At 59.3% G+C, this 24491-nt stretch carries 20 protein-coding genes; 9 read left to right on the top strand and 11 right to left on the bottom strand.

Going from position 1 to position 24491, the window contains the following annotated elements; genetic code table 11:
• The first annotated feature begins 584 nt into the window (after positions 1 to 584).
• The 5 genes from ppk1 to DW123_RS04155 all read left to right on the top strand — a co-directional run bounded on the left by ppk1 (position 585) and on the right by DW123_RS04155 (position 6852).
• Complete coding sequence (ppk1, locus tag DW123_RS04175) at positions 585 to 3032, top strand: polyphosphate kinase 1 (protein ID WP_233540165.1); 2448 nt, start codon at positions 585 to 587, stop codon at positions 3030 to 3032.
• An 86-nt stretch (positions 3033 to 3118) separates the two neighbouring features.
• The gene (rlmD, locus tag DW123_RS04170) at positions 3119 to 4447 is read left to right on the top strand and encodes a 23S rRNA (uracil(1939)-C(5))-methyltransferase RlmD (RefSeq protein ID WP_117735242.1); all 1329 of its coding nucleotides are present in this window, start codon (positions 3119 to 3121) and stop codon (positions 4445 to 4447) included.
• A gap of 181 nt (positions 4448 to 4628) precedes the next feature.
• Positions 4629 to 5171 carry a DJ-1 family glyoxalase III gene (locus tag DW123_RS04165; protein WP_055287259.1) on the top strand — a complete coding sequence of 181 codons (543 nt, stop codon included), beginning with the start codon at positions 4629 to 4631 and terminating at the stop codon, positions 5169 to 5171.
• Positions 5168 to 5749 carry a nucleoside triphosphate pyrophosphatase gene (locus DW123_RS04160; RefSeq protein WP_117735243.1) on the top strand — a complete coding sequence of 194 codons (582 nt, stop codon included), beginning with the start codon at positions 5168 to 5170 and terminating at the stop codon, positions 5747 to 5749. The genes DW123_RS04165 and DW123_RS04160 overlap by 4 nt, the downstream gene beginning before the upstream one ends.
• A gap of 101 nt (positions 5750 to 5850) precedes the next feature.
• Entirely contained in the window at positions 5851 to 6852 is a 1002-nt protein-coding gene (locus tag DW123_RS04155; RefSeq protein ID WP_117735244.1) for a P1 family peptidase, read from the top strand.
• A gap of 362 nt (positions 6853 to 7214) precedes the next feature.
• Here DW123_RS04155 and DW123_RS04150 read toward each other — a convergent pair whose 3' ends face one another.
• On the bottom strand, positions 7215 to 8246 hold the full coding sequence (locus DW123_RS04150) for a glycosyltransferase family 2 protein (RefSeq protein ID WP_118273496.1): 1032 nt from the start codon (positions 8244 to 8246) through the stop codon (positions 7215 to 7217).
• Entirely contained in the window at positions 8239 to 9441 is a 1203-nt protein-coding gene (glf, locus tag DW123_RS04145; protein WP_118273495.1) for a UDP-galactopyranose mutase, read from the bottom strand. Before glf ends, DW123_RS04150 begins: the two co-directional genes overlap by 8 nt.
• A 231-nt stretch (positions 9442 to 9672) precedes the next feature.
• On the opposite strand from glf, the gene pta reads away from it, so the two are divergent.
• Positions 9673 to 10653 (top strand): phosphate acetyltransferase, encoded by a 981-nt coding sequence (pta, locus tag DW123_RS04140; protein WP_118273494.1) that lies wholly within the window; start codon positions 9673 to 9675, stop codon positions 10651 to 10653.
• Between the two features lie 366 nt (positions 10654 to 11019).
• On the opposite strand, the gene DW123_RS04135 is transcribed toward pta, so the two are convergent.
• From DW123_RS04135 to rnd, 9 genes are all read right to left on the bottom strand, one after another.
• The gene (locus tag DW123_RS04135; RefSeq protein ID WP_117743476.1) at positions 11020 to 12198 is read right to left on the bottom strand and encodes an acetate/propionate family kinase; all 1179 of its coding nucleotides are present in this window, start codon (positions 12196 to 12198) and stop codon (positions 11020 to 11022) included.
• Between the two features lie 162 nt (positions 12199 to 12360).
• A complete protein-coding gene (locus tag DW123_RS04130; RefSeq protein ID WP_117735248.1) occupies positions 12361 to 13539 on the bottom strand; it encodes an acetate/propionate family kinase in 1179 nt (392 codons plus the stop codon).
• Positions 13540 to 13659: 120 nt separating this feature from the next.
• Positions 13660 to 14820 carry an MFS transporter gene (locus tag DW123_RS04125; protein WP_117820682.1) on the bottom strand — a complete coding sequence of 387 codons (1161 nt, stop codon included), beginning with the start codon at positions 14818 to 14820 and terminating at the stop codon, positions 13660 to 13662.
• A gap of 119 nt (positions 14821 to 14939) precedes the next feature.
• Positions 14940 to 15830: a LysR family transcriptional regulator gene (locus tag DW123_RS04120; protein ID WP_118273493.1), complete on the bottom strand. Its 891-nt coding sequence runs from the start codon at positions 15828 to 15830 to the stop codon at positions 14940 to 14942.
• 41 nt (positions 15831 to 15871) lie between these two features.
• Complete coding sequence (locus DW123_RS04115; protein WP_035137921.1) at positions 15872 to 16207, bottom strand: histidine triad nucleotide-binding protein; 336 nt, start codon at positions 16205 to 16207, stop codon at positions 15872 to 15874.
• A 155-nt stretch (positions 16208 to 16362) separates the two neighbouring features.
• Complete coding sequence (gene xseB / locus DW123_RS04110) at positions 16363 to 16629, bottom strand: exodeoxyribonuclease VII small subunit (RefSeq protein WP_099431507.1); 267 nt, start codon at positions 16627 to 16629, stop codon at positions 16363 to 16365.
• A gap of 41 nt (positions 16630 to 16670) precedes the next feature.
• Positions 16671 to 18122 carry an exodeoxyribonuclease VII large subunit gene (gene xseA / locus DW123_RS04105; RefSeq protein WP_369831508.1) on the bottom strand — a complete coding sequence of 484 codons (1452 nt, stop codon included), beginning with the start codon at positions 18120 to 18122 and terminating at the stop codon, positions 16671 to 16673.
• Between the two features lie 115 nt (positions 18123 to 18237).
• Positions 18238 to 18942: a zinc metallopeptidase gene (locus tag DW123_RS04100; protein WP_117763748.1), complete on the bottom strand. Its 705-nt coding sequence runs from the start codon at positions 18940 to 18942 to the stop codon at positions 18238 to 18240.
• 64 nt (positions 18943 to 19006) lie between these two features.
• On the bottom strand, positions 19007 to 20140 hold the full coding sequence (gene rnd / locus DW123_RS04095; protein ID WP_117799049.1) for a ribonuclease D: 1134 nt from the start codon (positions 20138 to 20140) through the stop codon (positions 19007 to 19009).
• A 98-nt stretch (positions 20141 to 20238) separates the two neighbouring features.
• Between rnd and DW123_RS04090 the strand changes: the two genes are divergently transcribed.
• From DW123_RS04090 to DW123_RS04080, 3 genes are all read left to right on the top strand, one after another.
• Positions 20239 to 21156, top strand: coding sequence for a diacylglycerol kinase family protein (locus DW123_RS04090; RefSeq protein ID WP_118273492.1), 918 nt, complete (start codon positions 20239 to 20241; stop codon positions 21154 to 21156).
• A gap of 409 nt (positions 21157 to 21565) precedes the next feature.
• A complete protein-coding gene (locus tag DW123_RS04085; protein WP_158570738.1) occupies positions 21566 to 23371 on the top strand; it encodes a C69 family dipeptidase in 1806 nt (601 codons plus the stop codon).
• Positions 23372 to 23779: 408 nt separating this feature from the next.
• A complete protein-coding gene (locus DW123_RS04080) occupies positions 23780 to 24352 on the top strand; it encodes a hypothetical protein (protein WP_117794508.1) in 573 nt (190 codons plus the stop codon).
• Positions 24353 to 24491: the final 139 nt, after the last annotated feature.

Genomic DNA, 24491 nt, shown 5'->3' with positions numbered 1-24491 from the left:
TCGGAAGGCACGTGCAGACCTTTCGTCATGGCCTCCTACCTTTCTTTCGGGCCTTACTGGCCGAATGTATCAGCGCCCCTCCATATGGAACGCTGCTTGCTGACAGCTCTAGTTATATCCAATTTCCACCCGCAATTCCACCTCGCCCCCGAACGGTCAGCAAAGTACGATGAACGGTATATCGCATATGATTTCCCATGATGCACTTCAGTTTCGTAAAGCAGATTTTCCTAGGTAAACGTTATTTTTCTAAGAAATCAAGATTGAACACTCAAAGTTATCCATGATTCAAAATTGCATAGCGAAAACGGTTTTCTGCATATATATGACGCTTGTCCTCGATTCGACCTACATTCGATTATATTCAGCTTGCTATCATTCTTATTCATACATTCTCACCAGTTGAGTGAGGATATAGATCGCTTACTCAAAGCACCGGACGTAAGTGCTTCGGCTCGTCAGCGTTAGAAGTAGGTAAAGATACCGTTCGCGTGATACGCCCGTGCCATAGGTCGACTAAATTGAGACAATAGAGAACAGTGTTAGGCTACCGTCCCCTGTAGGGACTGAACGGACAGATGCATATGCCGAGCAAAATCGAAAAGAAGCAAGCCGCCGCAAAGCTGCGCAAACCGCCGCGCGACTTCTCGTATACGCAGAACCGAGAGCTCAGCTGGCTACGCTTTGATAACCGCGTGCTTGACGAGGCATTCGACGAGACCGTTCCTTTGTTCGAGCGTCTAAAGTTCGTGTCGATCTTCGAGTCCAACCTCGATGAGTTTCTCATGGTGCGCGTGGGCGGCCTGTCCGACCTGGCAGAGCTCAAAAAACAGCCTGTCGATAACAAGAGCAATATGACCGCCTCCGAACAGGTCGATGCCGTCATGGCCGAAATGCCCGGGCTCCTTACCCGTTGGGAGTCCATCTTCAAGAGCATCGAGGGCAAACTCGACGCCCTGGGCGTTCACCGCGCTCGCGTCGATTCGCTTACGCCCGAGGAGCGCACCTTTGTCACCCGCTACTTCCAGGCCTACGTGTCGCCGGTCATCTCGCCGTTGGTCATTGACCCGCGCCACCCCTTCCCCAACCTGCGCAACGGCGCACTCTATCTAGCTTGCGGACTGGACGGTGTCACGGACGAGGAAAGTCTGCTGGGCCTCATCGAGATTCCCGCCTCGATGAACCGCGTGGTCGAGATTCCCTCGCCCGCCGGCACCTACTCCTACATCTTGCTCGAGGACGTCATTCTTGCCTGCTTGGACAGCTGCTTTGGCTCCTATAAGCCGCTCGACCGCGCTCTGATCCGCGTCACCCGCAATGCCGATATCGACCCGGACGGCGAGGGCGTCGAGGAGGAAGAGGATTACCGCCAGCACATGAAGCGCATCCTCAAAAAGCGCTTGCGCCTGCAGCCGGTGGTGCTTGCCGTCTCCGGTTCGCTCGAGAAGGCGACGCTCAAGACCATCCGCAAAGCGCTTGAGCTTTCGCGCCGCTCGGTTTTTACCTGCGATATCCCGCTCGACCTGGACTACGTCTTTGGCATCGAGGGCAAAATTCCCGAGCACCTGCGCAACGAGCTCCTCTTTACGCCGTTTAAGCCGCAGCCCAACCCCACCATCGACATGTCCCGCTCCATTCGCGAGCAGGTGCTGCAGGGCGACAAGTTGCTCTTTTACCCCTACGAGGCCATGAATCCGTTCCTGGACCTGGTACACGAGGCCGCCTACGACCCCGAGTGCATCTCGCTGCGCATCACGCTCTACCGCGTGGCCAAGCAGAGTCGTCTGTGCGAGTCGTTGATTGACGCCGCCGAGAACGGCAAAGAGGTCACGGTGCTCATGGAGCTCCGCGCGCGCTTTGACGAGCAAAATAACATCGAGTGGGCAGAGCGTCTGGAAGAAGCGGGCTGCACCGTTATCTATGGCTCCGAGGGCTTTAAATGCCACTCAAAGATCTGCCAGCTCACCTATCGCGAGGGCATGGCGCTCACCCGACTCACGCTTTTGGGCACCGGTAACTTTAACGAGAAGACGGCCAAGCTCTACAGCGACTTTATGCTCATGACCGCCCATCCCGGGATCGGCGAAGACGCCAACCTGTTCTTCCGCAACCTGTCGCTGGGCAACCTGCGCGGCGACTACCGCTTTTTGGGCGTGGCGCCCGTCGGCCTTAAGCCACTCATCATGCGCGGTCTGGACCGCGAGATCCAACGCGCTCTCGCCGGCGAGCCCGCGCGCGTATTCTTTAAGCTCAACTCGTTGACTGACCGCGAGGTCATCGACAAGATCGCCGAGGCATCGTGTGCCGGTGTGCGCGTGGACATGATCATCCGCGGCATCTCGTGCCTGAAGCCCAACATTGCGGGCAAGACCGAAAACGTGCACGTACGTTCTATCGTCGGACGCTTCTTGGAGCACGCGCGCGTCTATGCCTTCGGCGTGGACTCGGACATGATCTACCTGAGCTCGGCCGACATGATGACGCGCAACACCGAGCATCGCGTAGAGATCGCCTTCCCCGTGCTCGACCCCACCTGCCGCGCGCTGGTGCACGAGTACATGGGCGTGCAGCTGCGCGACAACGTGAAGGCACGCAGCCTGACGAGCGACGGCACCTGGGTTCCCGTAGAGCGAAAAGAGGGTGAGAAGCCCTTTAACTCGCAGGAGTTCCTGTTGGAGCGCACTTATCGCAACGCCGAGTCCGCAGCCGTGGCTTCGGAGCCCGTCGCCAAAGCAAAACCGGAATCCGCACCTGTTCTGGGCCCCAAGCCCAAGCCCCAGGCGGACGTTCCCAAGGTCCAGAAGGTCCAGGCAACCGTCATTGAACCCGACCTGGAATCCGAACCCGAGCCTGCGCCCCAGCCCCAGCCTCGGCCGCAGACCGTCAAGTCCGCGCCCCATGCAAGCGCCCACCGCGAGAAACCCGCCGGCAAGACCAAGGCCATCGAGCGCCATCGCCCCGGCCGCGTGCGTATGGGTCTGGGCCTGATCGGCTTAGGCCTTAAGACGCTCATTACCGGCAAGACGAAATAGACGTTTGTAGAAGCGCCCCGAATTTGAGGAATGCCTCAGGTACGGGGCGCTTTTCCCTGCTACCATGGTTGCGGACAACAACGCGAATGACAGGCAGGAATATGAAGCTCACCGTAGAATCGATGACGTATGGCGCCGATGGTCTGGCGCACGCCGACAACGGCAAGGCCGTATTTGTACAGGGCGCCGTGGCGGGCGATACCGTCGAGGTCGAAATCGTGCAGGACGGCAAGTCGTTTATGCGCGCCCGCGCCACCGAGATTCTTGAGCCGAGCCCCGATCGAATTCAGCCTCCCTGCCCCTTCGTGGGCGTCTGCGGTGGCTGCTCGTGGGGCAATCTCTCGCGCACCGCTCAGCTTGCCGCCAAGGAGCAAAACCTGCGCTCCACGCTCGAGCGCATCGGCAAGTTCACCCCCGAGCAAGTCGACGAGCTGGTGCAGCCCATCCGCCACACCAAGGACGATTGGGGCTACCGCAATAAAATTGAGCTCGAACCGACCGTCGTTAACGGCCGCGTTCGTCTTGGCATGCACGGCGTCGATCCCAGCAAGATCGTGACCGTCGATTCGTGCCCGCTGTTCGATAAGCGTTTTCCCAAGGCGCTCAAATCGGTCGTCGGCGCGCTTAACTATCTGAGCGGCAGCCACGACCTGGGCTTGGAGCGCGTGGGCATTCGCGCCTCGCGTCGCACCAAAGCGCTCGAGGTCGCGCTCTGGACGCCCACGGGCTCGTTCCCGCGCTCGCAAGTCTCGCGCGTGCTGGCAGACGCCGCACACCCCACGAGCATAGTGCGCGTTATGAGCAAGGGTGAGAAGAAGGCCCGCCGCGTCTCCAAGGTTGAGATGCTCGCCGGTGAGGGCTCCTGGACCGAGAACATCGCCGACGGCCAGATGCGCCTTTCGGCCCCGTCGTTTTTCCAGGTCAACACCAAGGGTGCCGAGATTTTGATCGAGCTTGTCATGGAGGCGCTCGACCCGCAGGAAGACGAACTTGCCGTGGACCTGTATTGCGGAGCTGGAACCTTCACCCTGCCGCTCGCCCGCCGCTGCGACTTTGTTGCCGCCGTCGAGGCCTACGGCCCGGCCGTGCGCGACCTGCGCCGTAACCTGGAGATCAACAAACTCGATAACGTCGATGTCATCGGCGGCGACGCGGTGCGCGAGTTCCCCGATCAGGACGCCGATGTCCTGGTGGTCGACCCGCCGCGTGCAGGCCTCGCCCCCGAGGCGATCGACCTTATCGCCAGCACGAGTGCTCGCGATGTCGCCTACGTGAGCTGCGACCCGGCCACCCTGGCGCGCGATCTCAAACGCTTTGTCGAAGAAGGCACCTTCTCCCCCGTAAAGATCACGCCAGTCGACCTGTTCCCGCAAACCTTCCACTGCGAAACCGTCGTCCACCTCAAGCGCAACTAACCCAACTGCTCGAACCCACCGCCCAAATGATTTTTCTGGGACGGGGATTTAATGATCATTGTGTACCGAATGATCATTAAATCCCCGTCCCAGAAAAATCATTTGGGAATGGGGCATGGCAAGCATGAGTCTTCGGGGTATAAGACGGCTAATTGTATGCCGCCCTATGAAAGGAACCCTCATGCCCAGCGTTGCCGTTCTCGCCGCCGATGGCTTTGAAACTATTGAATGCCTGACCATGGTCGATGTCATGCGTCGCGGCGGCGTGCGTGCCACGCTCGTCTCGATCATGCCCACGCGTGAGGTCGTAAGCTCGCTGCAGATCCCCGTGACCTGCGATGCGCTCTTTGATGAGATCAATTTTGACGAGTACGACTGCGTCGTGCTGCCCGGCGGCCTGCCCGGTGCCACCAACCTGCGCGCCGATCAGCGCGTCTGCGACGTGGTCTGCGAGTTCGCCGCGACCAAGCACGTCGCCGCCATCTGCGCCGCCCCGTTTATCCTGGGTGAGCTCGACCTGCTCGAGGGGCGCCACGCCACTTGCTTCCCTGGCTTTGAGAAAAGCTTCCCCGAAGGCGCCTATACCGGCGAGAAGGTTACGCAAGACGGCAACATCATCACCGCCAGCGGCATGGCCCAGTCGCTCCCCTTTGCGCTTGAGCTGCTGCGCACGCTCGCCGGCGACAAGGCCGTCGAGAAGGTTGCCGAGGGCATTCAGCTATGATTTTAGCTTCGCAATCACCGCGCCGCATCGAGTTGATGCGCGAAGCGGGCTATGACATTCGCGTGATTCCAGCAGATATCGACGAGACGCCTTTTGATGGCGAAGCTCCGCTTACGCTCGTCGAGCGCCTGGCACGCGCCAAAGCCGCTGCCGTCGCCGCTGAACACGCCGAGCCCAACGAGCTGACCGTCGCTGCCGATACTATCGTCACGTTTGACGGTAGAATTTTGGGCAAGCCCGCAAATGAGGACGAGGCGCGCGCCATGCTCCGCGAGCTTTCGTGCCGCACGCACCAGGTGGCGACCGGCGTCTGCATCGTCAAGGCCGGCGACGCCACGGCTCCGCACGCCGCCGAGAGCCTGTCGTTTGTCGATGTGACCGACGTGACGTTCTATGAGCTCACCGACGAGCAGATTGAGCTCTACGTCGCCTCGGGCGAGCCCATGGACAAAGCCGGCGCCTACGGCATCCAGGGCGTCGGCGGGCGCATGCTCGTGCATGATATTTCGGGCGACTTCTACAACGTGGTGGGCCTGCCCATCGCTCGCGTCGCGCGCGCGATTCAAAAACTCTCGTAATTGCACCTGGCGCTGGGTATCCCCCAGCGCCTACAATTTTGGCGTACCGTACGGATCCCGACCGGGCACATGGCGCGGCGGAAAACCGATAGGAGTTAAACATGGATACACTGCTCGAGGCCATTGACGTCTGCGATGTCGATGGCTTTTGCTTTGGCAACTACACGGACGAGGAGGCCGGCACCGGTTGCACCGTAATCGTGGCACCCGAGGGCGCCACCGGCGGCGCTGACGTTCGCGGCGGTGCTCCAGCATCGCGCGAAACCGACCTGCTGCGACCCGAGAACACCGTCGACAAGGTCCACGCCGTCTGCCTTTCGGGCGGATCGGCCTTTGGTCTGGAGGCCGCAAGCGGCGTCGCCCGCGAGCTCGAGAGCCGCGGCATCGGCCTTCCCGTCGGCCCCACGCAGGTGCCTATCGTGTGCTCCAGCTGCATCTTCGACCTCGCCTTTGGCGATCCCACCGTTCGCCCCGACATAGAGGCCGGCATCGCCGCCGTGCGCGAGGCACTCGACAACACCCCCACCACACTCGAGCAGGGCAATGTGGGCGCCGGCACCGGCGCTACCGTAGGTAAGCTCATGGGCCCCGCCACCTGCATGAAGGCCGGCCTTGGCACTGCCGCCGTGGCGCTCGGTCCCGTTAAGGTAGGCGCCGTGGTTTCGGTCAACGCCTGCGGCAACGTCGTCGACCCGACCACGGGCGAGTGGGTGGCAGGCATGCGCGCAGCAGCCGATAGCGACCAGATCATCGATATGGAGCTCGCCGCTTTTGCCGCCGCCGGCTCTATGCAGATGCCGCTCGACCGCATCAACACCACCATCAGCTGCATCGTCACCAACGTTGAGCTCACCAAGGCTCAGGCCACCAAGGTCTCCCAGATGGCCGCAGACGCCTATGCGCACGCCATCCGCCCCACGCACACCACCAACGACGGCGACACCATCTACACCCTCGCCAGCGGCAAACTAGACGCTCAGACAAGCGCCGCCGTACCCCTAGACCTGCTGGGCATGCTCGCCGTAAGGGCCCTACAGACCGCCATCGTAAACGGAGCCAAAACCGCCAAAACCTCCCACGGCATCCCCGGCGCCGCAAAGTAACCTCACCTGACCGGTTGCCCGGTAGGGCTTGGTTATGTTTGCTGCTCTACAGTCCTGGCTCGCACGAAGAGCGCATTAAGTGCTCTTCGGCTCGTGCGGAACTCGCGACAAACATAACCAAGCCCCACCGGGCAACCTACTCAACCAGATCCCTTTCAGCCCAGGCCCCTGTGTACCGCGCGTCCAAGATCTTCAAATTCAGCCGTCTGACATAAAGCGAGACATAGCAGAGGACCCCTGGTCCTTAACTTGATACGAGTTCCGCACGCAAAGGAGGCGCCAGTGGCGCCTCCGTCTTGCGCAGGACTGTCCGAAGTAGCAAGTTAAGGACCAGGGGTCCCCGTAACCCGAGCGTTTCTGCCCTAGTTGAATTTGAAGATCTTTGAGGCAAGACGGTATAGGCCGAGTGTGGTTTTGTCCCCGGCCCGTCCGCGCAGGTTGGTAAAGAAGCCGACCACGCCGTAGCGCGCACGACGATACATGCGCTCGTCGTAGGACTTCAAATCGCCCCACAGCGTCTTCAGACGCTCATCGGCACAATCCTCATCGGAAAGCTTGGTAAGCACCGAGCAAATCGCCATCATCATGGTGAAATAGCCCATCATGTACGAGCGCAGACGCGACGACTCAACATCGCTGTACAGGTGGAATGATTCCATCATGATGCGCGTAACGCGGAACTGCTGGTCCAGGCGTTTAACCATCGTCGCCTCGTTGACGCTCTGGCCCTCGCGACCGATAAAGTAGCGGTAGAGGTCGATGTCGGCGTAATAGATAGTCTTGCAACGCGGCAGCGGCACGTAGGCGTAGATGTTGTCCACATAGAACGTGTGCGGCGGCATGGGAAGGTTGGACTCGCGCAGTACATCCGTGCGATAGCACAGGCTGTGCATGAGTAGGTTCTGGTCCAGGCGGAAATGACCGATCTGGTCCCAGGTAAAGATCTTTTTGCGCGGCAGGGCAAACTTGTAACCGATAGCGGTATGCGTGCCCTCGTAAACCTTCTCGTACACGTAGTTCGAGATAAACAGGTCCACGCGCTGGTCGCGCTCCTCAAAGCCGCGCAGGATCGAAAGCATGGTCGAAAGGGCTGCGCCGTCGAGCCAGTCGTCCGAGTCGACAACCTTGTAATAGGTGCCCTGCGCCTCGCACAAGCCCGAAAGGACGGCGATACCGTGGCCGCCATTCTCCTGATGCACCGCGCGGATAATGCCGGGGTAACGCGCCTCCCACTCGTCGGCCTTAGCGGCCGTCTCGTCCTTGGAACCGTCATCGACGATGATAATCTCGATATCGGTGGCGTAATTGCTCCCCTCCAGAATAGAGGTGATGCAATGGTCCATGTCCTTGGCGGCGTTATACGAGGGAATACCGAATGTAATAACTTTATGCATGGCAGGCGATAATCTCATCCGATAGGTCGAGGGCGGAGTTGGTCACAGCATCCATATCGTAGTAGCGATACTCGGCCAGGCGACCAACTGGGTGGAAGTTCGTCAGGTTCTGGACGCGCTCAAGATAGCGCTCGTAGAGCTCACGGTTCTCGGGCTCCAGGATGGCGTAATACGGCGTCTCGCCCGAGCCGGGCGTATAGGCCTTGGAGTACTCCTTCATGATGGTGGTCTTGCCGGGCAGGACCTGACCGGTCATGTTCTTGAACTCGGTGATACGCGTGAAGTCCTCGCTCGTGGTGTAGTTGACGGTGCCCACGGGCTGGAACTGATCCATATCGAGCGTCTCGAACTTCATATCGAGCGTGCGGTACGGCAGCGCGCCCAGGTCGAGGTTGAACAGCTCGTCGAGTGGACCGGTGTAGACGATCTCGCCGCCGTAGACCTTGCCGTCGATCTTGACGGTGGTCTCGTCGATCTCGAAGAGGTCGCGGGCGTCCACGTCGCAGAACACATCAATCAGATCGTGGTCGAGCATGTGCTCGAACAGCGCGGTATAGCCGTCCTGCGGCATGCCCTGGAAAGGAGCCTGCGGGAAGTAGCGATCGTCATCGCCCACAAAGACGGGGACGCGGCCGGTGATCGAGGGGTCGATCTGATCGGGCGTCTGGCCCCACTGCTTCATGGTGTAATGCAAAAAGACGTTCTCGTAGATGTAATCAGCGACCTCGGCCAAGTCGGGGTCGTTCTTCTTACGCAGCTCCATAATGGGCACCTTGACATCCTTGCCAAAGGTCTCCACGAGCTTCTGATACAGCTCCTCGCCGCGCTCGTCACCAAAGGCGAGTTTGAGACTCGCATGGTTGAAGGGCACGGGCATAAGGGTGCCGTTGATGTTGGCGAGCACCTTGTGCTGATAATCCGTCCACTTGGTAAAGCGCGACAGGAAATTGTGCACGCGCTCGTTAAAGGTGTGATAGATATGCGGACCGTACTCGTGGATCAGGATTCCGGCCTCGTCAGTGCAGTCATAGGCATTGCCCGCAATGTGGCTACGGCGCTCCAAAACGGCAACACGATAGCCGATGGTCTCGGCAAGACGGCGGGCGCAAACGGCACCGGCATATCCAGCACCGACGACAATCATGTCGTACGCGCCGGCGTTAAAGCCTTCAGGCAGGCCTGAGGTAATCTGCATCGATACTCCTTGTCAAAAGCCACGGGCTCGTTAGCTGGGCTTTTCTCGAACATTCTTCGAGACATATTTATCAGAGCGATTATAGCGCTAATGCGTCCTATAATGAGCTTGCCACACAAGGAAAGCTCAAGCACCGCGGCGTACAAATTTGAAAGGTAAACCCGCTAGCAGCGGGTTTATTCGTGAACAGCCGGGCGCCTGGAGCTTAGTGAAACGCTTGTAAGGAGTAACATGAGCGATTTCCTTAACCGTATGAAGTCTGCCGCCAAGGCCGACCTTAAGACGATCGTCCTGCCCGAGGGCGAGGATCCGCGCACCATCGTCGCGGCCACCAAGATTATCGAGGAGGGCCTGGCAAAGATCGTCATCCTGGGCAACCCCGACGAGATCAACGTTCCCGGCGCCACCGTCATCGATCCGCGCAATGCCGAGAAGCACGAGGAGTACGCGCAGAAGTTTGCCGAGCTCCGTGCCAAGAAGGGTGTCACCATCGAGCAGGCTCGCGCCCAGGTGATGGACGCCACCTACTTTGGCACCATGATGGTCAAGATGGGCGACGCCGACGGCCTGGTCTCCGGCGCCTGCCACTCCACCGCCGACACCCTGCGCCCCGCGCTGCAGATCCTCAAGACCGCCCCGGGCACCAAGCTGGTCTCGGCCTTCTTCGTGATGTGCACCGACACCCCGCAGTTCGGCACCGACGGTACGCTGATCTTCGCCGACTGCGGCCTCAACATCAACCCGTCCTCCGACGAGCTCTCCGAGATCGCCATCGCCTCCGCTCACTCCTGGTCCACTTTTATGGGCAGCGTCGAGCCGCACGTGGCCATGCTCTCCTACTCCACCATGGGCTCCGCCGGCGGCGAGGTCGCTAAGAAGGTCCAAGAGGCCGTGAAGTTCTGCAAGGAGAAGGCCCCCGAGCTCGCCATCGATGGCGACCTGCAGCTCGACGCCGCCATCGTTCCCACCGTCGCCCAGCTCAAGGCTCCCAGCTCCTCCGTCGCCGGTAAGGCCAACGTGCTTGTGTTCCCCGACCTCGAGGCCGGCAACATCGGCTACAAGCTGGTCCAGCGCTTCGCCGGCGCCGATGCTTACGGCCCCATCCTGCAGGGCATCGCCAAGCCGGTTAACGACCTTTCGCGCGGCTGCTCTGCCGACGACATCGTGGGTGTCGTGGCCATCACCGCCGTCCAGGCTCAGATGGCTGAGTAGCGGACGTATCCCACCGAATGCCGCACAGGCTAACCCCTGAAAACGTCCTCGACCAATGAAACGCCCCCGTTCTGCTCCTTCGGAGCTACGAACGGGGGCGTTTCTGGTCTGCGGATTGTTTTCAGGGGTTAGCCTGTGCGGCCTTCTACCGCTACGTAGCGATCAGGGAATCTGGAGTGGACGGCGGCTTGGCTACGAGCTGGGGCTGAGGATCTGAATGCATGGGTGACGTTGCTGAGGGCGTATGTGTTTGGAATCGATCACTTTGGATCTGAGCGGCAAAGCTTGGGTCGTCGTCCTTCTGCCAACAAAAAGGCCTCCGGAGCCGTTTGCTCTGGAGGCCTTTCATTCAATTGCAAATGAGCGCTAGTTGTTCGCGGTCAGGCGCTCGACGTCGTGGGCGATCATGTATTCCTCGTCGGTGGGGATGACCATGACCGTGACGGAAGAGCCAGCGGCGCTGATGACCTGCGGGCCGTTGCCCACGGCCTCGCGGTTCTTGTTGTTGTCGATGCGCACGCCCAGCCACTCAAAGCAGTCGCAGAAGGCCTTGCGGATCGACCAGTCATTCTCGCCGATGCCGGCGGTAAAAGTAATGGTGTCCACGCCCGCCATGGAGGCGATCATGGAACCGGCCTGCTGCATGGCCTTATAGGCGAACATATCGAAGGCGAGCAGGCAGCGCTCGTCACCCTCGGAGGCGCGCGTACGGATGTCGCGGGCGTCGTTGGAGATGCCCGAGATGGCAAGCAGACCGGACTGCTTGTTCATCATGTCATCGACTTCCTGGTAGGTGTAGCCGCCCTCGCGCTGGAGGTAGCACACGGTGGCCGGGTCGATAGAACCGCAACGGGTACCCATCATCAGACCGTCAAGCGGCGTGAGGCCCATCGTGGTATCGCGGCACACGCCGTCCTCGATGGCGGCAAGCGAGGCGCCGTTGCCCAGATGGCACGAAAGCAGACGGTGGCAGCGCGCACCCAGGATCTCCTTGGCCATCATCCACTCGTAACGGTGGCTCGTACCGTGCGCGCCATATTTGCGCACGTGGTACTTGTCGCACACGTCCTTGGGCAGGGCGTAGGTGTAGGCGACCTCGGGCATGGTCATGTGGAACGAGGTGTCGAAGACGGCCACATTGGGCAGCTCCGGATACTTCTCACGGCAATATTCGATTGCCGCGGCCTCGCCGTAATTGTGCAGCGGGGCGAGCGGGGCCACCTCAAGGATCTTAGCCATGACCTCATCGTCGACGACCGCGGAATCATCGAAATGCCAGCCACCCTGAACGATACGGTGGCCGATGCCATCGATCGTAAAGTCGGTCTTATCGAGCTCCTCGAGTACGCGCGCAATGGCCGAGCGATGATCGGGGAAGGGAACCTCTTCGGTCTGCTTGGCGCCACCGTTCTCGGCGTGACCAAAGATGCCCATGTCCGAGCCGATACGCTCGCAGTTGCCCTTGGCAAAAACCTCGCGGGTATCGGTATCCAAGAGCTGATATTTAAGGCTTGAGCTGCCGGCGTTGACAACAAGTACGTTCATGAGACTCCTTTGCAGTGCAATACGGTCGGCATGCCCCTTAAGGCGGCCGTATGTTAATGAGAAGTTATCACAGCTTGATAAATAGCTATCATGCATATCGCCCAACGAGCGCAAAAGAGGGGCCAAACGGCATGTTGCTGTCCAGCCCCTCCCCTCTTGCAATTACTTGGCGTTGACGATGCGCTCGACGTCGGAAGCGATCATGAACTCCTCGTCCGTGGGGATGACAAAAATCTTGACCTTGGAATCCTTGGCGGACAGGCACCAAGCGCCGTCGCCGCGCAGGGCATTGCGGGCATGATCCATCTTGACGCCCATAAAAGCCAGACGATCGGCCACGCCGGCGCGAACGGCCGGAGCGTGCTCACCGATGCCAGCAGTAAAGACCAGGGTGTCCATGCCACACATGGAGGTGGCCATCTCGGCGGCCTTGGCGGCAATCTTGTAGACGAACATATCGAAGGCGAGCTGAGCCTCGGGGTCGCCAGCGGCGGCGAGCTCCTCGACGTTACGGCAGTCGTTGGTCTTGCCGCCAGTCACGGCCATGAGGCCGGACTTCTTGTTCATCATCTCGTCGACCTCGTCAAAAGTGTAGCCACCCTCGCGCTGCAGGTAGCACACGGTAGCCGGGTCGATGGAACCGCAGCGGGTACCCATCATGACGCCGTCGAGCGGCGTCAGGCCCATGGTGGTGTCCATGCACTTGCCGTCCTCGATGGCGCACAGAGAAGCGCCGGAACCGATGTGGCACACGACGACCTTGCGAGCCTCGCCGTTGGTCATCTCGGCGACCTTCTTGGAGATGTAACGGTAGCTGGTGCCGTGAGCGCCATACTTGCGGATGTGCAGCTTGTCGCAGACGTCCTTGGGCAGGGCGTAGGTGCGGGCGACCTCGGGCATGTTGAAGTGGAAAGCGGTGTCGTAAACCGTAACGTTGGGCAGGTCGGGATACTGCTCCAGGCAGTACTCGATAACATTAGCCTCGGGGTTATTGTGCAGCGGGGCGAGCGGGGCAACCTCGCGAATCTTGGCGAGAACGTCCTCGTCGACGAGGGAGGAATCGCCAAAGTACCAGCCGCCCTGAACGATGCGGTGGCCGATGCCCTCAATCTTGACGCCGTTGGCCTCGAGGTCCTTCAGGACGACCTCGATGGCGACCTTGTGGTCGGGGAACTCGATGTTCTCGGTCACCTTCTTGGAGCCGTTGGCAGCGTGGGTGAAGGTGCCGCCGGTAAAGCAGACGCGCTCGCAGGAGCCCTTCGCGGACACCTTATGGGACTTGGTATCGATGACCTGATACTTAAGGGTCGAAGATCCTGCGTTGACGACCAGAACGTTCATGTGTCTCCCTACTAACAGGCGGTGTGGCGCCGCCAGGTTACATACGTTTCAATAATAAACCCAAACGCCCTCGCGCTCGGGTTTATTGCGTTGATATATAAGTTATCGGTGCCTAAATACTCATGGCCTTTGACTTGTAAGACAAAATAGCGCGGGGATATACACCAGGGAAGAAATCCCGAGCGCAACAAGCAATACGACTCGAATGCCCGCAACGCTACTCAGCACAGAGTTGAGCAGATAGAAAAGAACAGCACCCACCGCCACCATCTGGCTTTGAACCGAAATCAGTGAACAGCGCATCGATGAATCGGCAGCATTTTGGAAAACAGAGTATTTGATTGGGGCAAACAACGAGTACGCAACCGTCTGCAGCACATAGAACACGGGCAGCAAATTAGCCGGAGCAAGGGGGATCAAAAACAAAGCTGTCAATACTAAGCGAATGATGCCGCAAATACGCGCAAAACGGCCCTTGTCGACATGAGCAATCACACTGGGCACAATAAGCCCCATGGAGGCCGAGGCAAGGAGCTGGACCGCAATGGTCACACCCGAAGCGACGGCATTCATTCCGCGACCCGCAAGCAGCAGTGAGAAAAAGTCTTCCAGGGCGACAAAAGCAAATGCCTGAGAACAGTCCATGATGAACGCTGAACGAAGAATGCCATTACACGCAATAGCGGCACCGATCATCTTCGGGCTAATTCCACGCTCAGGTGCCCCCGCAGTGCCCCCTCTTCGCATCTCAGGAATGCAGACAACGACAACCAACGTCAACACCATTGCGATGATATCTGCCGAAAGACCAATGAGATATGCACCGACAGACGAAATGAAACCGCCCACGCAAGCGGAGATGGCATAAGAGGCATAGAAAACAAATCGCTCAACGACATTAAGTCTTACGAGCTGGTCCTGAGAGACGCTATCAATGTAAATCGCTTCTATGGATCCGCTCAGACATGCAACGGCAAAACCTTTGAGAGCGAACGCACCGATTAAAAGCAGAGGGGAACGGACGAGAAGCAGGGCGGCGTAGTATCCAAGCATCCCCACGCCGCCAACGAGACCGCTTGTCTTTCGTCCAAACCTATCAGCAATATAGCCAGTGGGAACTTCGAGGATGAACTTACTCACTTGATATGCAATCATCATGCTAGAAATCGCCACCATCGAGAATCCGACGAATTCAAGGTAAACCGTCAGAAAATACAAAATGGTGCTGAAGTTCGACAGAAAAACGAACGTCATATAAAGCAAAACCGTACGGTTTTTCATGCTCCGCCCTCCAAGAGTCAGCAATCTAAATCGGAATCTTGGAAAAGCATGAGGGCAAAGCTGTCAGCTATGTGTTGCAGGGCGTCAACATTCACTTGACGACACGAGGCCAAATGGCCTCACGAAGCGAGATGACGCAATAGGTGAAGAAATACCGTCTGGTGTCGATCGGTCCAGGCATTTTGTCGATAGCAAAAGTAGATGGGCAAGGCTACGTCATGCGAGGCTTCAATGGAGCACTCGCTCACTTCCGATTCATCCGATGCGAGAGAAGAGCCAGAAAAACCCAATATCAATCCCCCGGCTTGAAGAAACTCAGCCTGCGCCCTGTTTTCGAATTCGACATCACGGAAGCGAAAATTGACGAGCTGGGCTTCAGGGCATTGGTTAATCGCATTGAGACAGGGTGACAAATTAATGGGAACAGCGAGCCTGCCGCCCAGTAACTCACGAATGGTCATAGCGTCAACAGATTGATGACCCGCTGGGTATGAAAGAACCTTGAGCTCTTTTTCACCCAAATATTTTGAAGAAAGGACGCTGTCCCGTGGTTCCTCAAACGAGATAGCCGCGTCCGAAATGCCAAGCACAAGTGATTCAAAGCATGTTGCCGTTGGCTGATGCCACACATCAAGATGAATCTGAGGGTGCGAGCGTTCAAACGAGTCATACCAGTTTTCGGCAAAAAGGCGCCCCCGTCCATGAAGGCAGGGGGCGTAAAGACGGAAGTGGCCGTCGGGCGAGACGCCGTCGCCCCTCGATTGTGCGTACTTTTTGAAATCGTCGACTTGTGCCAGGATCACGCGTGCACGACGCGCAAATTCTCTGCCCGCCGGAGACAAAACAGCCTCCCCCGCCGATCGGTCGAGCAAAACAATCTGATACTCAGATTCCAACTTTTTGATTGCCGACGAAACGGCTTGCGGACTCACATGAACGGCGCGAGCTGCTTTGCGCACGCCGCCATAGTTCGCTACCGCTTGAAGGTATTCGAGTTGAGAAAGCTGCATAGATTACTCCAAAGGCAGCCAAGTCGACGGGCTACGCGCCCTCAGATGAGGTTCTCGCCCAGGTTTTTGCCGCCGAGGACGTGCATGTGGAAGTGCATGACGGTCTGGCCGGCGTTGACACCCTTGTTGGAAATGACGCGGAAACCGTCCTCCAGACCCTTGGCCTTGGCGACCTCCTGGATGGCGTGAGCCATGGCGCCCATGGTCTCGGCGGGCACGTTGTCGGCGATATCGCTGTAGTGCTTTTTGGGGATCACGAGCGTATGGACCGGCGCCTGGGGGTTGAGATCGTCAAAAGCGATGACCTGGTCGTCCTCATAGACAACGGTCGAGGGGATCTCGTGGTTGGCAATTTTGCAGAAAATGCAATCACACATGGTTGGTTCCTTTCTCACAGACCAAAGTAGTCTTTTTGGGACGGGGCTTTTTTGACTACTTTTTCGCAAACGCAAGCGCTCGGCGAGCCGTCGCGCAAGGGTAGTCAAAAAAGCCCCGTCCCAAAAAGACTACCCCAAAGCAGGCTGTAAGTTGGCTAAAATGAGAGGTTGTCGTCGGTGCTTGCTGCCTCGCCGTCGGCGAGCACATCGTTGCCGTCAACGTCCTTAAGGAGCACCGAGACCTTCTGCTCGGCATCGGACAGGCGCGTGCGCAGGCTCTTGAGGAGCTCGACGCCGCGGGTGTAGCTCTCGAGCGACTCCTCGAGCTCCATATCGCCCGACTCAAGGCTGCGGATGATGAGCTCCAGCTCTTGCGAAGCCTGCTTGTACGTAAGCTGCTCCACCGGGGTCTTCTCTGCCATATCTGTTTCCTTTCCTAAAGGTTTATCACTATGAAACGCGCCTACTCGACCGCATCGACCGTTGCCGCCACGTTGCCGTCTGCCATGCGTACGCGGATGGCGTCGCCGGGCTTAAAGGTCTTGGCGCTCGTAGCCACACCGTCTTCGCTGTAGGCGATGGAATAGCCGCGGGCAAGCACCTTGAGCGGCGACAGGGCATCGAGCGACGCGGCCGCTCGGCCCAAGTCGGACGCGGGCTTGCTGAGCATCGTGCGCCCCTGATGCTCTAGACGGGAGCTTGCGAGCATGAGAGCATGGCGCTTGCCATCAAGCCCTGAGGTGCTTGCGATCAAGCGCTCGGGCAGACGCTCGAAGTTGGAACGAAAGGACCCGACCGAACGCGTTATGGCGCCAGACAGACGATCGGCCGTCAGGGCAAGCTCAGACTCGCGACGCTCAACCATAAACGTTGGGTCGTTGAGGCACGGGCGGCACGCGGCTGCATCGAGCGCGTCGCCCAGACGAGCCGTATAGGTGTCCCAGGCACGACGGCCGCGTTGGTCGAGCATTTCCAGATCGACCTGATCCGACCCGATCATCGAAGCCATCGCGGCGCCCAGACGCTGATGGCGCGCCTCGAGCACATCAGCCAACTCCGTCATAGCCGGCGCCACCGATTCGGCCGCCGCCGTGGGTGTGGAGGCGCGACGGTCACTCACCATGTCGCAGATCGAGGTATCGGGCTCATGCCCAATACCAGTCACCACGGGCACGGGGCAAGCCGCCACCGCGCGGGCGAGCTCCTCATCGTTAAAGGTCATGAGGTCCTCGAAGGAACCGCCGCCACGCACCAGCAAGATGCAATCGGGCGCCGGCGTAATGGCAGCGGCGCGGCGCAGGCCCTCAATGAGCTCTGCCGGCGCACCCTCGCCCTGGACCTTTGCGCCCACGCAGACAAGCTCGACAAGCGGGTTGCGACGGCGCAGCGTACGCTTGACGTCATCGATTACGGCGCCCGAAAGCGAGGTGACGACCGCCACGCGCGAGCAAAACACCGGGATGCGACGCTTGCGCGTCTCGTCCATCATACCCTCGCGGCGTAGCTTTTCGGCCAGCTGCGCCACTTGTTGACGCAGCAGACCCTCCCCCGCCAGCGAGAACGAGCGGGCGACGAAGCTCATGCGACCCGTAGGCTTGTAGAGATTGAAGCTGCCCTTAAAGCTTACCTGCATGCCGTCGCGCAAGTCGAAAGTGCGCTTAAGGTAGGCGCCCTTCCAGATGATACAGTCGACGGCCGCCGAGTCGTCCTTGATCTGAAAGTAGCAGTGGCTGCTTCGGGCGTTGGGACCACGGAAACCCGTGACCTCGCCTAAAACGCTCAGCTGCGGAATGGCATCGAGCGCGCCGGCGGCGATCTCCACCGCCTGGCTCACGCTGAGCTCCTTGCGCTCCTGATCGTCCGAACCGTCGAACTCGGCGGAAACGGCATTGCCGGTTAGATTCCAGCCTGCCACGCAGCCTCCTTCCGTTATCGTGCACAAAGGCTTCGGCCCTGCGCAAATTCAAATCCAACACATAGTACAGCGCCGCGGGGACACAAATCCCCACGGCGCCCAGCGACCCAATTTGTTATCGGTTGGAGTTTCTGTTGTAGCGAGCCATAAGGTAGAGCAGCTGAATAATCGAGGTGAGCGCCGCCGCCACGTAGGTGAGCGCGGCTGCCGTCAGCACCTTCTTGGCACCGTTGACCTGCTTGGAACTCATGCCCGACTGCTCGATATACGTCACGGCACGGCGACTGGCATCGATCTCGACCGGCAGCGTAACCAGCTGGAACAGCACGCTAAACGAGAAGAAGACCAGCGCGAGGGTCGTGAGCCCCGCGATGTTCATGAACAGGCCCATGAGCAGCACGATCGTCCAGGTGTTCTGGGTAAAGTTGACGACGGGGACCAAAGCGGTGCGTACCTTCATCATGGCATAACCACTTTGACGCTGGGCGGCATGGCCCGCCTCGTGGCAGGCGACGGCAACGCTTGCGACCGACCCGCCCGAACGGTTGGCATCCGAGAGATACAGGTTGTTATCCTGCGGGTTGTAATGATCGGTAAGCTCGCCGGCAACGCCCTTTATGCCCACGGCGCTACAACCGTTGGCATCGAGCATGCGACGAGCGACCGTGGCGCCCGTATCGCCATCCGAGCGCACCTTAGACCACGTCTTGTACGTCGAGTTGATATAGCTCTGCGCGGCAAGGCCAAGCACTGTGCAGACAAGAACAACCAGCAGGTACAGCGGGTCGATGCCAAAGCCGTATCCATAGTAATAAGGCATGCGAATTCCTCCGAATCGAGTTACACGTTGGAGGCATTCTACCCACTCAAGCGGCTAGGCTTCCCTACAGGAGCTCGATTTTGCCGTCCTTCACGGTGAGTCCCATGTTGCCCGAGAGTAGATCGTCCAGGCGCGAGCCCACGAGCTCAAAACGCCAACCTTCGCGCAGGGGGCTCTGCTCGGGATGCTCGATGTAGTCGGCAAGGTCATCGCGCGAGGCAATGACCGAGGTCGCCACGCCCGAGCGCTCGGAGACCAAGCGAATAAGCGCATACATAAGGTCGGTCACGCTCTCCAACTCCGGCGAAATCTGGCGATGCCCGCGCACCATGAGCGGCAGGCGATCGTGCGGGCAGCTCGCGCCGCGCTTGATGGCCATGAGCGCGCCGTCCACATCGCGCTCCCCCAGCTGGTCGGTGCCGCGGATGCTGCGGAACTCCTCAACGCGCACGGGATTGCGTTTAACCAGGGCCAGCAACGTGTCGTCGGACATGACCCATTTGCGCGGGATGTTGCGGCGCTCGGCGCGATCCTCGCGCCAAGCGGCAAGCTCGCGCGCAATGCCCAGCTGATGGCGGCTGCAGGAGTTGATGCGCTTGACCTTGCGGAATGCCTCGTGACGATCGGCGCGATAATGCGACTCGTCGGCCAGCGGACGCAACTCGTCGAGCACCCAGTCCACCCGGCCCAGCTCGCGCAGGCGACTCATCATCTCGGTAAAGGCGACGATCAGATACTTGACGTCATCGATCGCGTACTCGATCTGTTTGTCGGTCAGCGGGCGGCGCGACCAATCGGTCAGTGACTCGGTCTTGGGCAATGAGACACCGCAAAACGTCTGCACGAGCGCGCCGTAGGAAATCTGCTGGCGCTCGCCCAAAAAGGCGGCGGCCACCTGCGTGTCAAAAATGGGACGCGGCAGCACGCCCACGGTATGGAGCATAACCTCCATATCCTGCGAGCAGGCGTGAAACACCTTGGTCACGCTCTCGTCGGCCATAAGCTCTGCCAGCGGCGATAGATCGTCGATCACCAGAGGATCGACCGCGACGCTCTCGGCAGGGGTGGCAATCTGGACCAGGCACAGGCGCGGATGAAACGTGCGCTCGCGCAAAAACTCGGTGTCGACGGCGATCGCGTCGAACTTGCGGGCGCGCTGGCAAAAGTCGAGCAGAGCCTGATGTGTGGAAATGTACATATCAACCCATCGAATAAGGTTAGGCCCGAAAAACACGGGTAGGATATCGGCATTGCCCTACAACTATACTCGGTTAGTCACAGAACGGGAACGTAAGTATGCGCTGCCTTATCATCCACAACCCGGCATCGGGCCCCAGCTCAGATGAAATCTACGCATTCACGCACGCCCTTGCACAGGGCGGCGACGAGGTCGTGATGCGCTTTATCGGCGATGGCTTGGAGCCCGAGGACGCCGTGGCAGACGTTCGCGAGTTCGACCGCGTGGTCGTCTCGGGCGGCGACGGCACCGTCTCCAACGTGCTCGACCAGATGCGCGGCTGCGGCGTTCCCACGCTCGTTTTCCCCTCCGGCACGGCCTGCCTATTCTTTAACAACATCGGCAATGCCCCCGAGGCAGCGGCGCTCGCCAAGGCATGCCGCGCCGGCCGCACGGTCAAAGTCGACATGGGCGAGCTCTTTTGGCTCGACGAGAACGGCAACGAAAAGCGCCATGGCTTTATCATCATCGCCGGCTCGGGCTTTGACGCTGAGATTATGATGAAGGCCGCCCCCACTAAAAACGACATCGGCGAGATCGCCTACTTCCTGTCGGCGCTCGCCACACCCAACCCCACGGTGGCGCACTTTACCATTGAGCATGACGGCATTGTCGAGGAGCTCGACGGCATCTGCTGCATGGCAGGCAACACGTCTGTCATCCAAAACGACATCAACCTGTTCCCCAACTGCCGCATGAACGACGGCATGGTCGACATCGCGGTCATCGAGCCCGTACGCACGGTACAGCTGCTTCCCACGGTAATCACCGCCGCGCTCGACCCCGCCGGCAAGGTGCTTGGCCGTCCGCAGTTCAAGATCATCCAGACCAAAGAAGCCAAGATCACCTGCACGCCGTCGCTGGGCATGCAGTTCGATGGCGAGATCATCTCCAGCAACTCGGGCGTCTTTGGTGCCCGCGCGCTTCCGCAATGCCTCGACCTCATCGTCGACGAATTCTCCCCGCTCGGAAAATAGGAGGACCCCATGAACGACAATCCCCTGCTCGGCTTTATCGTCATTGTTCTGGCCATGCTCGTCGGCTATGCGATTAACGTGATCCACCGTCGGAAGAAGTAAAACCACATTAGTATGATATTCATCCAGTTATCGACTCTCCCGCTGTTTATGCAAATTCTAAACAGCGGGAGAGTTTTCTTTTGAGTATTGTCTGGCGCTTTATTCCACTGCAGTAAATGCAGGGTGCCTTTATTTAACTAAAGCTACAAAATGAGTATTCTTATCCGCTCATCGCATATTTTATGACGCTCATCGAGTATTTCACCAAATCTAGTGAATACTTTTTAGACTTCCGATAGGCTAATAGATGTATTTATTAGCTGAAATCCTGCACGGTTCCGCGGGGTTTCAACGGTTGGGAGGGATCATGAGGTTTACTCATCCCGTCAACACGCTCAAGAAGCTTGGCTGCGGCCTTGCATTCGGAGCTGCGGCCATTATGGCCATGCCGACCTCGGCACTCGCTTGCACCCAGATCTACATGGGCAGCAAACTCACGGCGGACGGCAACACGTACTACGGCCGCGCAGAGGACTTTAGCACACGCTATATCAAGCACTTTGGCATTGAGCCTGCGCACAAGGACGGTAGCAAGTACACCTCGCTCGAATCCGGCTTTGAGTACAAGTCCACGGGCCCCACGTATCGCTACACCTTCGTTCGCGACAACCCCTCTCAGTGGGAAGATCGCTATGACGCTTATTCCGAGGCTGGCATCAACGAGAAGGGCGTCTCCTGCTCTGCCACGCTGAGCACCTCCTACAACGAGAAGGCCGAGGAGGCCGACCCCCTCACCGAGGAGACCGGCATCGGTGAATACAACTACGCCAGCGTCATCCTGGGCGAGAGCGCCACGGCCCGCGAGGGCGTCGAGCTCCTCGGAAGTCTGGTCGACGAGCAGGGCATCTGCACCAACGACCAGATCATCATCGCCGACAACAACGAGACCTGGCTGTTCGCCGGACTTTCTGGCCATCAGTGGATTGCCATGAAGCTCACCGACGACATCGCCTCGGTCAACCCCAACATCGGCAACCTTAACTACAAGGTTAACCTCGACGACACCGAGAACTGCCTCCACTCCAAGGACATTCAGACCATGCCCGAAGAAAAGGGCTTTGCCAAGTACTTCGATGACGGCCAGTTCGACGTTGCCCAGACCTACGGTGAGGAAATTAGCGAGCAGGCCATGCATTCTTGGTCGCGCTATATCCAGGGCCGCGATTACTTCATGGCTCCGCTTGCCGAGGGCACCGACTACGAGATCGTTAAGGACGAGCGCGAAGATGCTCGCGCCACGACCGGCGCCCTGGTCCACGAGATGCAGCCGCTGTTCTTCCAGCCCGGCAAGTCCGACTGGAACACCTTTGAGATGATCCGCAGCTTTGCTACTCGTGGCGAGAATGTCGCCGGCCTCAACGCCAACACCGACGGCGCCTATGCCATTGGTTCCAACCGCAACACCGAGATCCACACCTTCCAGATCCGTCAGGGCATGGACCCCGAGATCGCGACCATTCAGTGGGAGATGCTCTCCAACGCCGAATTCTCCGTCGCCATCCCCTTCTACTCCGCACTGCTCACCGAGGTCAGCCCCTACTTCAGCGATCAGGATGTCTCCTTTGATCACTGCGAAGAGGAAGACGTCGTGAACAACGAGGAGCCCAAGAACTCCATCAACTACGTCCTCATGGACATCAACACACTCGCCTATGAGAACCGCGACCACTGCGCCACCGGCGTCCGCGCCTATCTCGACGCCCTGCAGAAGGAACTCATCGAGCAGAACCTGACCGTCGACGATGCCATGCAGGCCACCGAGGACACCGAGGCCCGCACCGCCCTGGCCAACAAGGCCGGCAAGGCTGCCACCAAGAACACCTACCTCAAGTGCAAGGCTATGCTCGAGGAGATGCGTGACTACCTCAAGGAGGAGGATTTCTCCGAGGAGTTCGTCCCGAGTGACTACGATGCCGACAACGACTGCCTGGTCGAGTCCATCACCTACGCCGACGAGGCCCTCTCCGATGAGGATGTAGCCGAGCCCGAGGTCAAAGAGGAAGAGGCCACCGAGGAGAAGTCCGAGGGCAACAACATGGCTGCCATGGCCGTTGGCGCCGTCGTCATCATCGGTGTCTGCGCCTACGTGATCTATCGTCGCAAGAAGGCCTAAGGCCCTCATGTCCTAGCTGAGCGGGCAAGGCAGCGATGGCAGCCTCGTTCGCTCAGCCCGCTCTTTTGACCGGCGGGAAACCCGCCTGAAATCTTTTCAAAAAAGATTTCCCCGCACACACTTCGCTGTGCTATAGTGCAGCGCAACAGCAACTAGGTGCGACCGCGCCACGGCATCACGAAAGGAGCCACCAACATGAAGAACACGATGAACTCTCTCAACAACTGGTGGTGGCGTGATGCGAATACGATCGGTCGACAGTGAGCCCCTCACGCCTGTTTTTGCGCTCTAGGTGATTGGAAGGCCTCCGGTTTCGACCGGGGGCCTTTTTCTATCTCGAGCCCGATCGCATTCGCATCACGCGCCTCCGCTTTTCTCTTGCACTCCCATTCCGAAAGGATTTTCACCATGTCTCAGAACACCACCGCCGCCCAGCCCCGCACCGCCCAGACCGCCGACCGCGGCAAGCTCGATGTCCGCGCCCTCGTCCTGCTCGCCATCCTGCTCGCCGCCGGCTTCATCCTCAACTTCACCGTCGGCAAGGCAATCTCGGGCATCTCGGGCGGCATGATCAGCCCCGAGTTCATCATCTCGGCCTTCTGCCTCACCATCCTGGTCGTTCGCCCCAACATCGGCCAGGCGCTCGTCATTGGCCTCATCTCGGCTGCCGTGATCCAGATCACCACCACCTCGCCGTTCGTCGATTTTGCCGCCGAGGGCATCGCCGCCATGCTCATGGCCGTCATCGTCAACGCTGCCGCCAAGGACGGACAGGTCAAGTCTGCCGTCGCCATCGTCGCAACGTTCGTGACCACCTTTGTCTCGGGCGTCATCTTCATGGTCATCAAGATGGCCATGCTCGGCGTGGTGGGCGAGCTCGCCGCCGCTATGCTGCCCGTCGTCGCCATGACCGCCGTCTTTAACGCCATTCTGGTCGGTGCCCTCTACTTGCCCATCCAGAAGGCCCTTAGGCTCCATTAACCCGCTCGGCTTTACGAGCCACCCCATCTTGGCGTTCATTTGTCGCTCGCGTACCCAAGTACGCTTCGCACCTCTTTCGCGCCAACCTGGGGCCCCTCGTAAAGCCGTCTCCGCACTCCACCAACAAAGACTGTCCCAA

Source organism: Collinsella sp. AM10-26 (assembly GCF_003472525.1).
Taxonomy (GTDB): Bacteria; Actinomycetota; Coriobacteriia; order Coriobacteriales; family Coriobacteriaceae; genus Collinsella.
The sequence above is the reverse complement of the archived record's forward strand: the minus strand, read 5'-3'. Positions and strand labels throughout refer to the sequence as shown.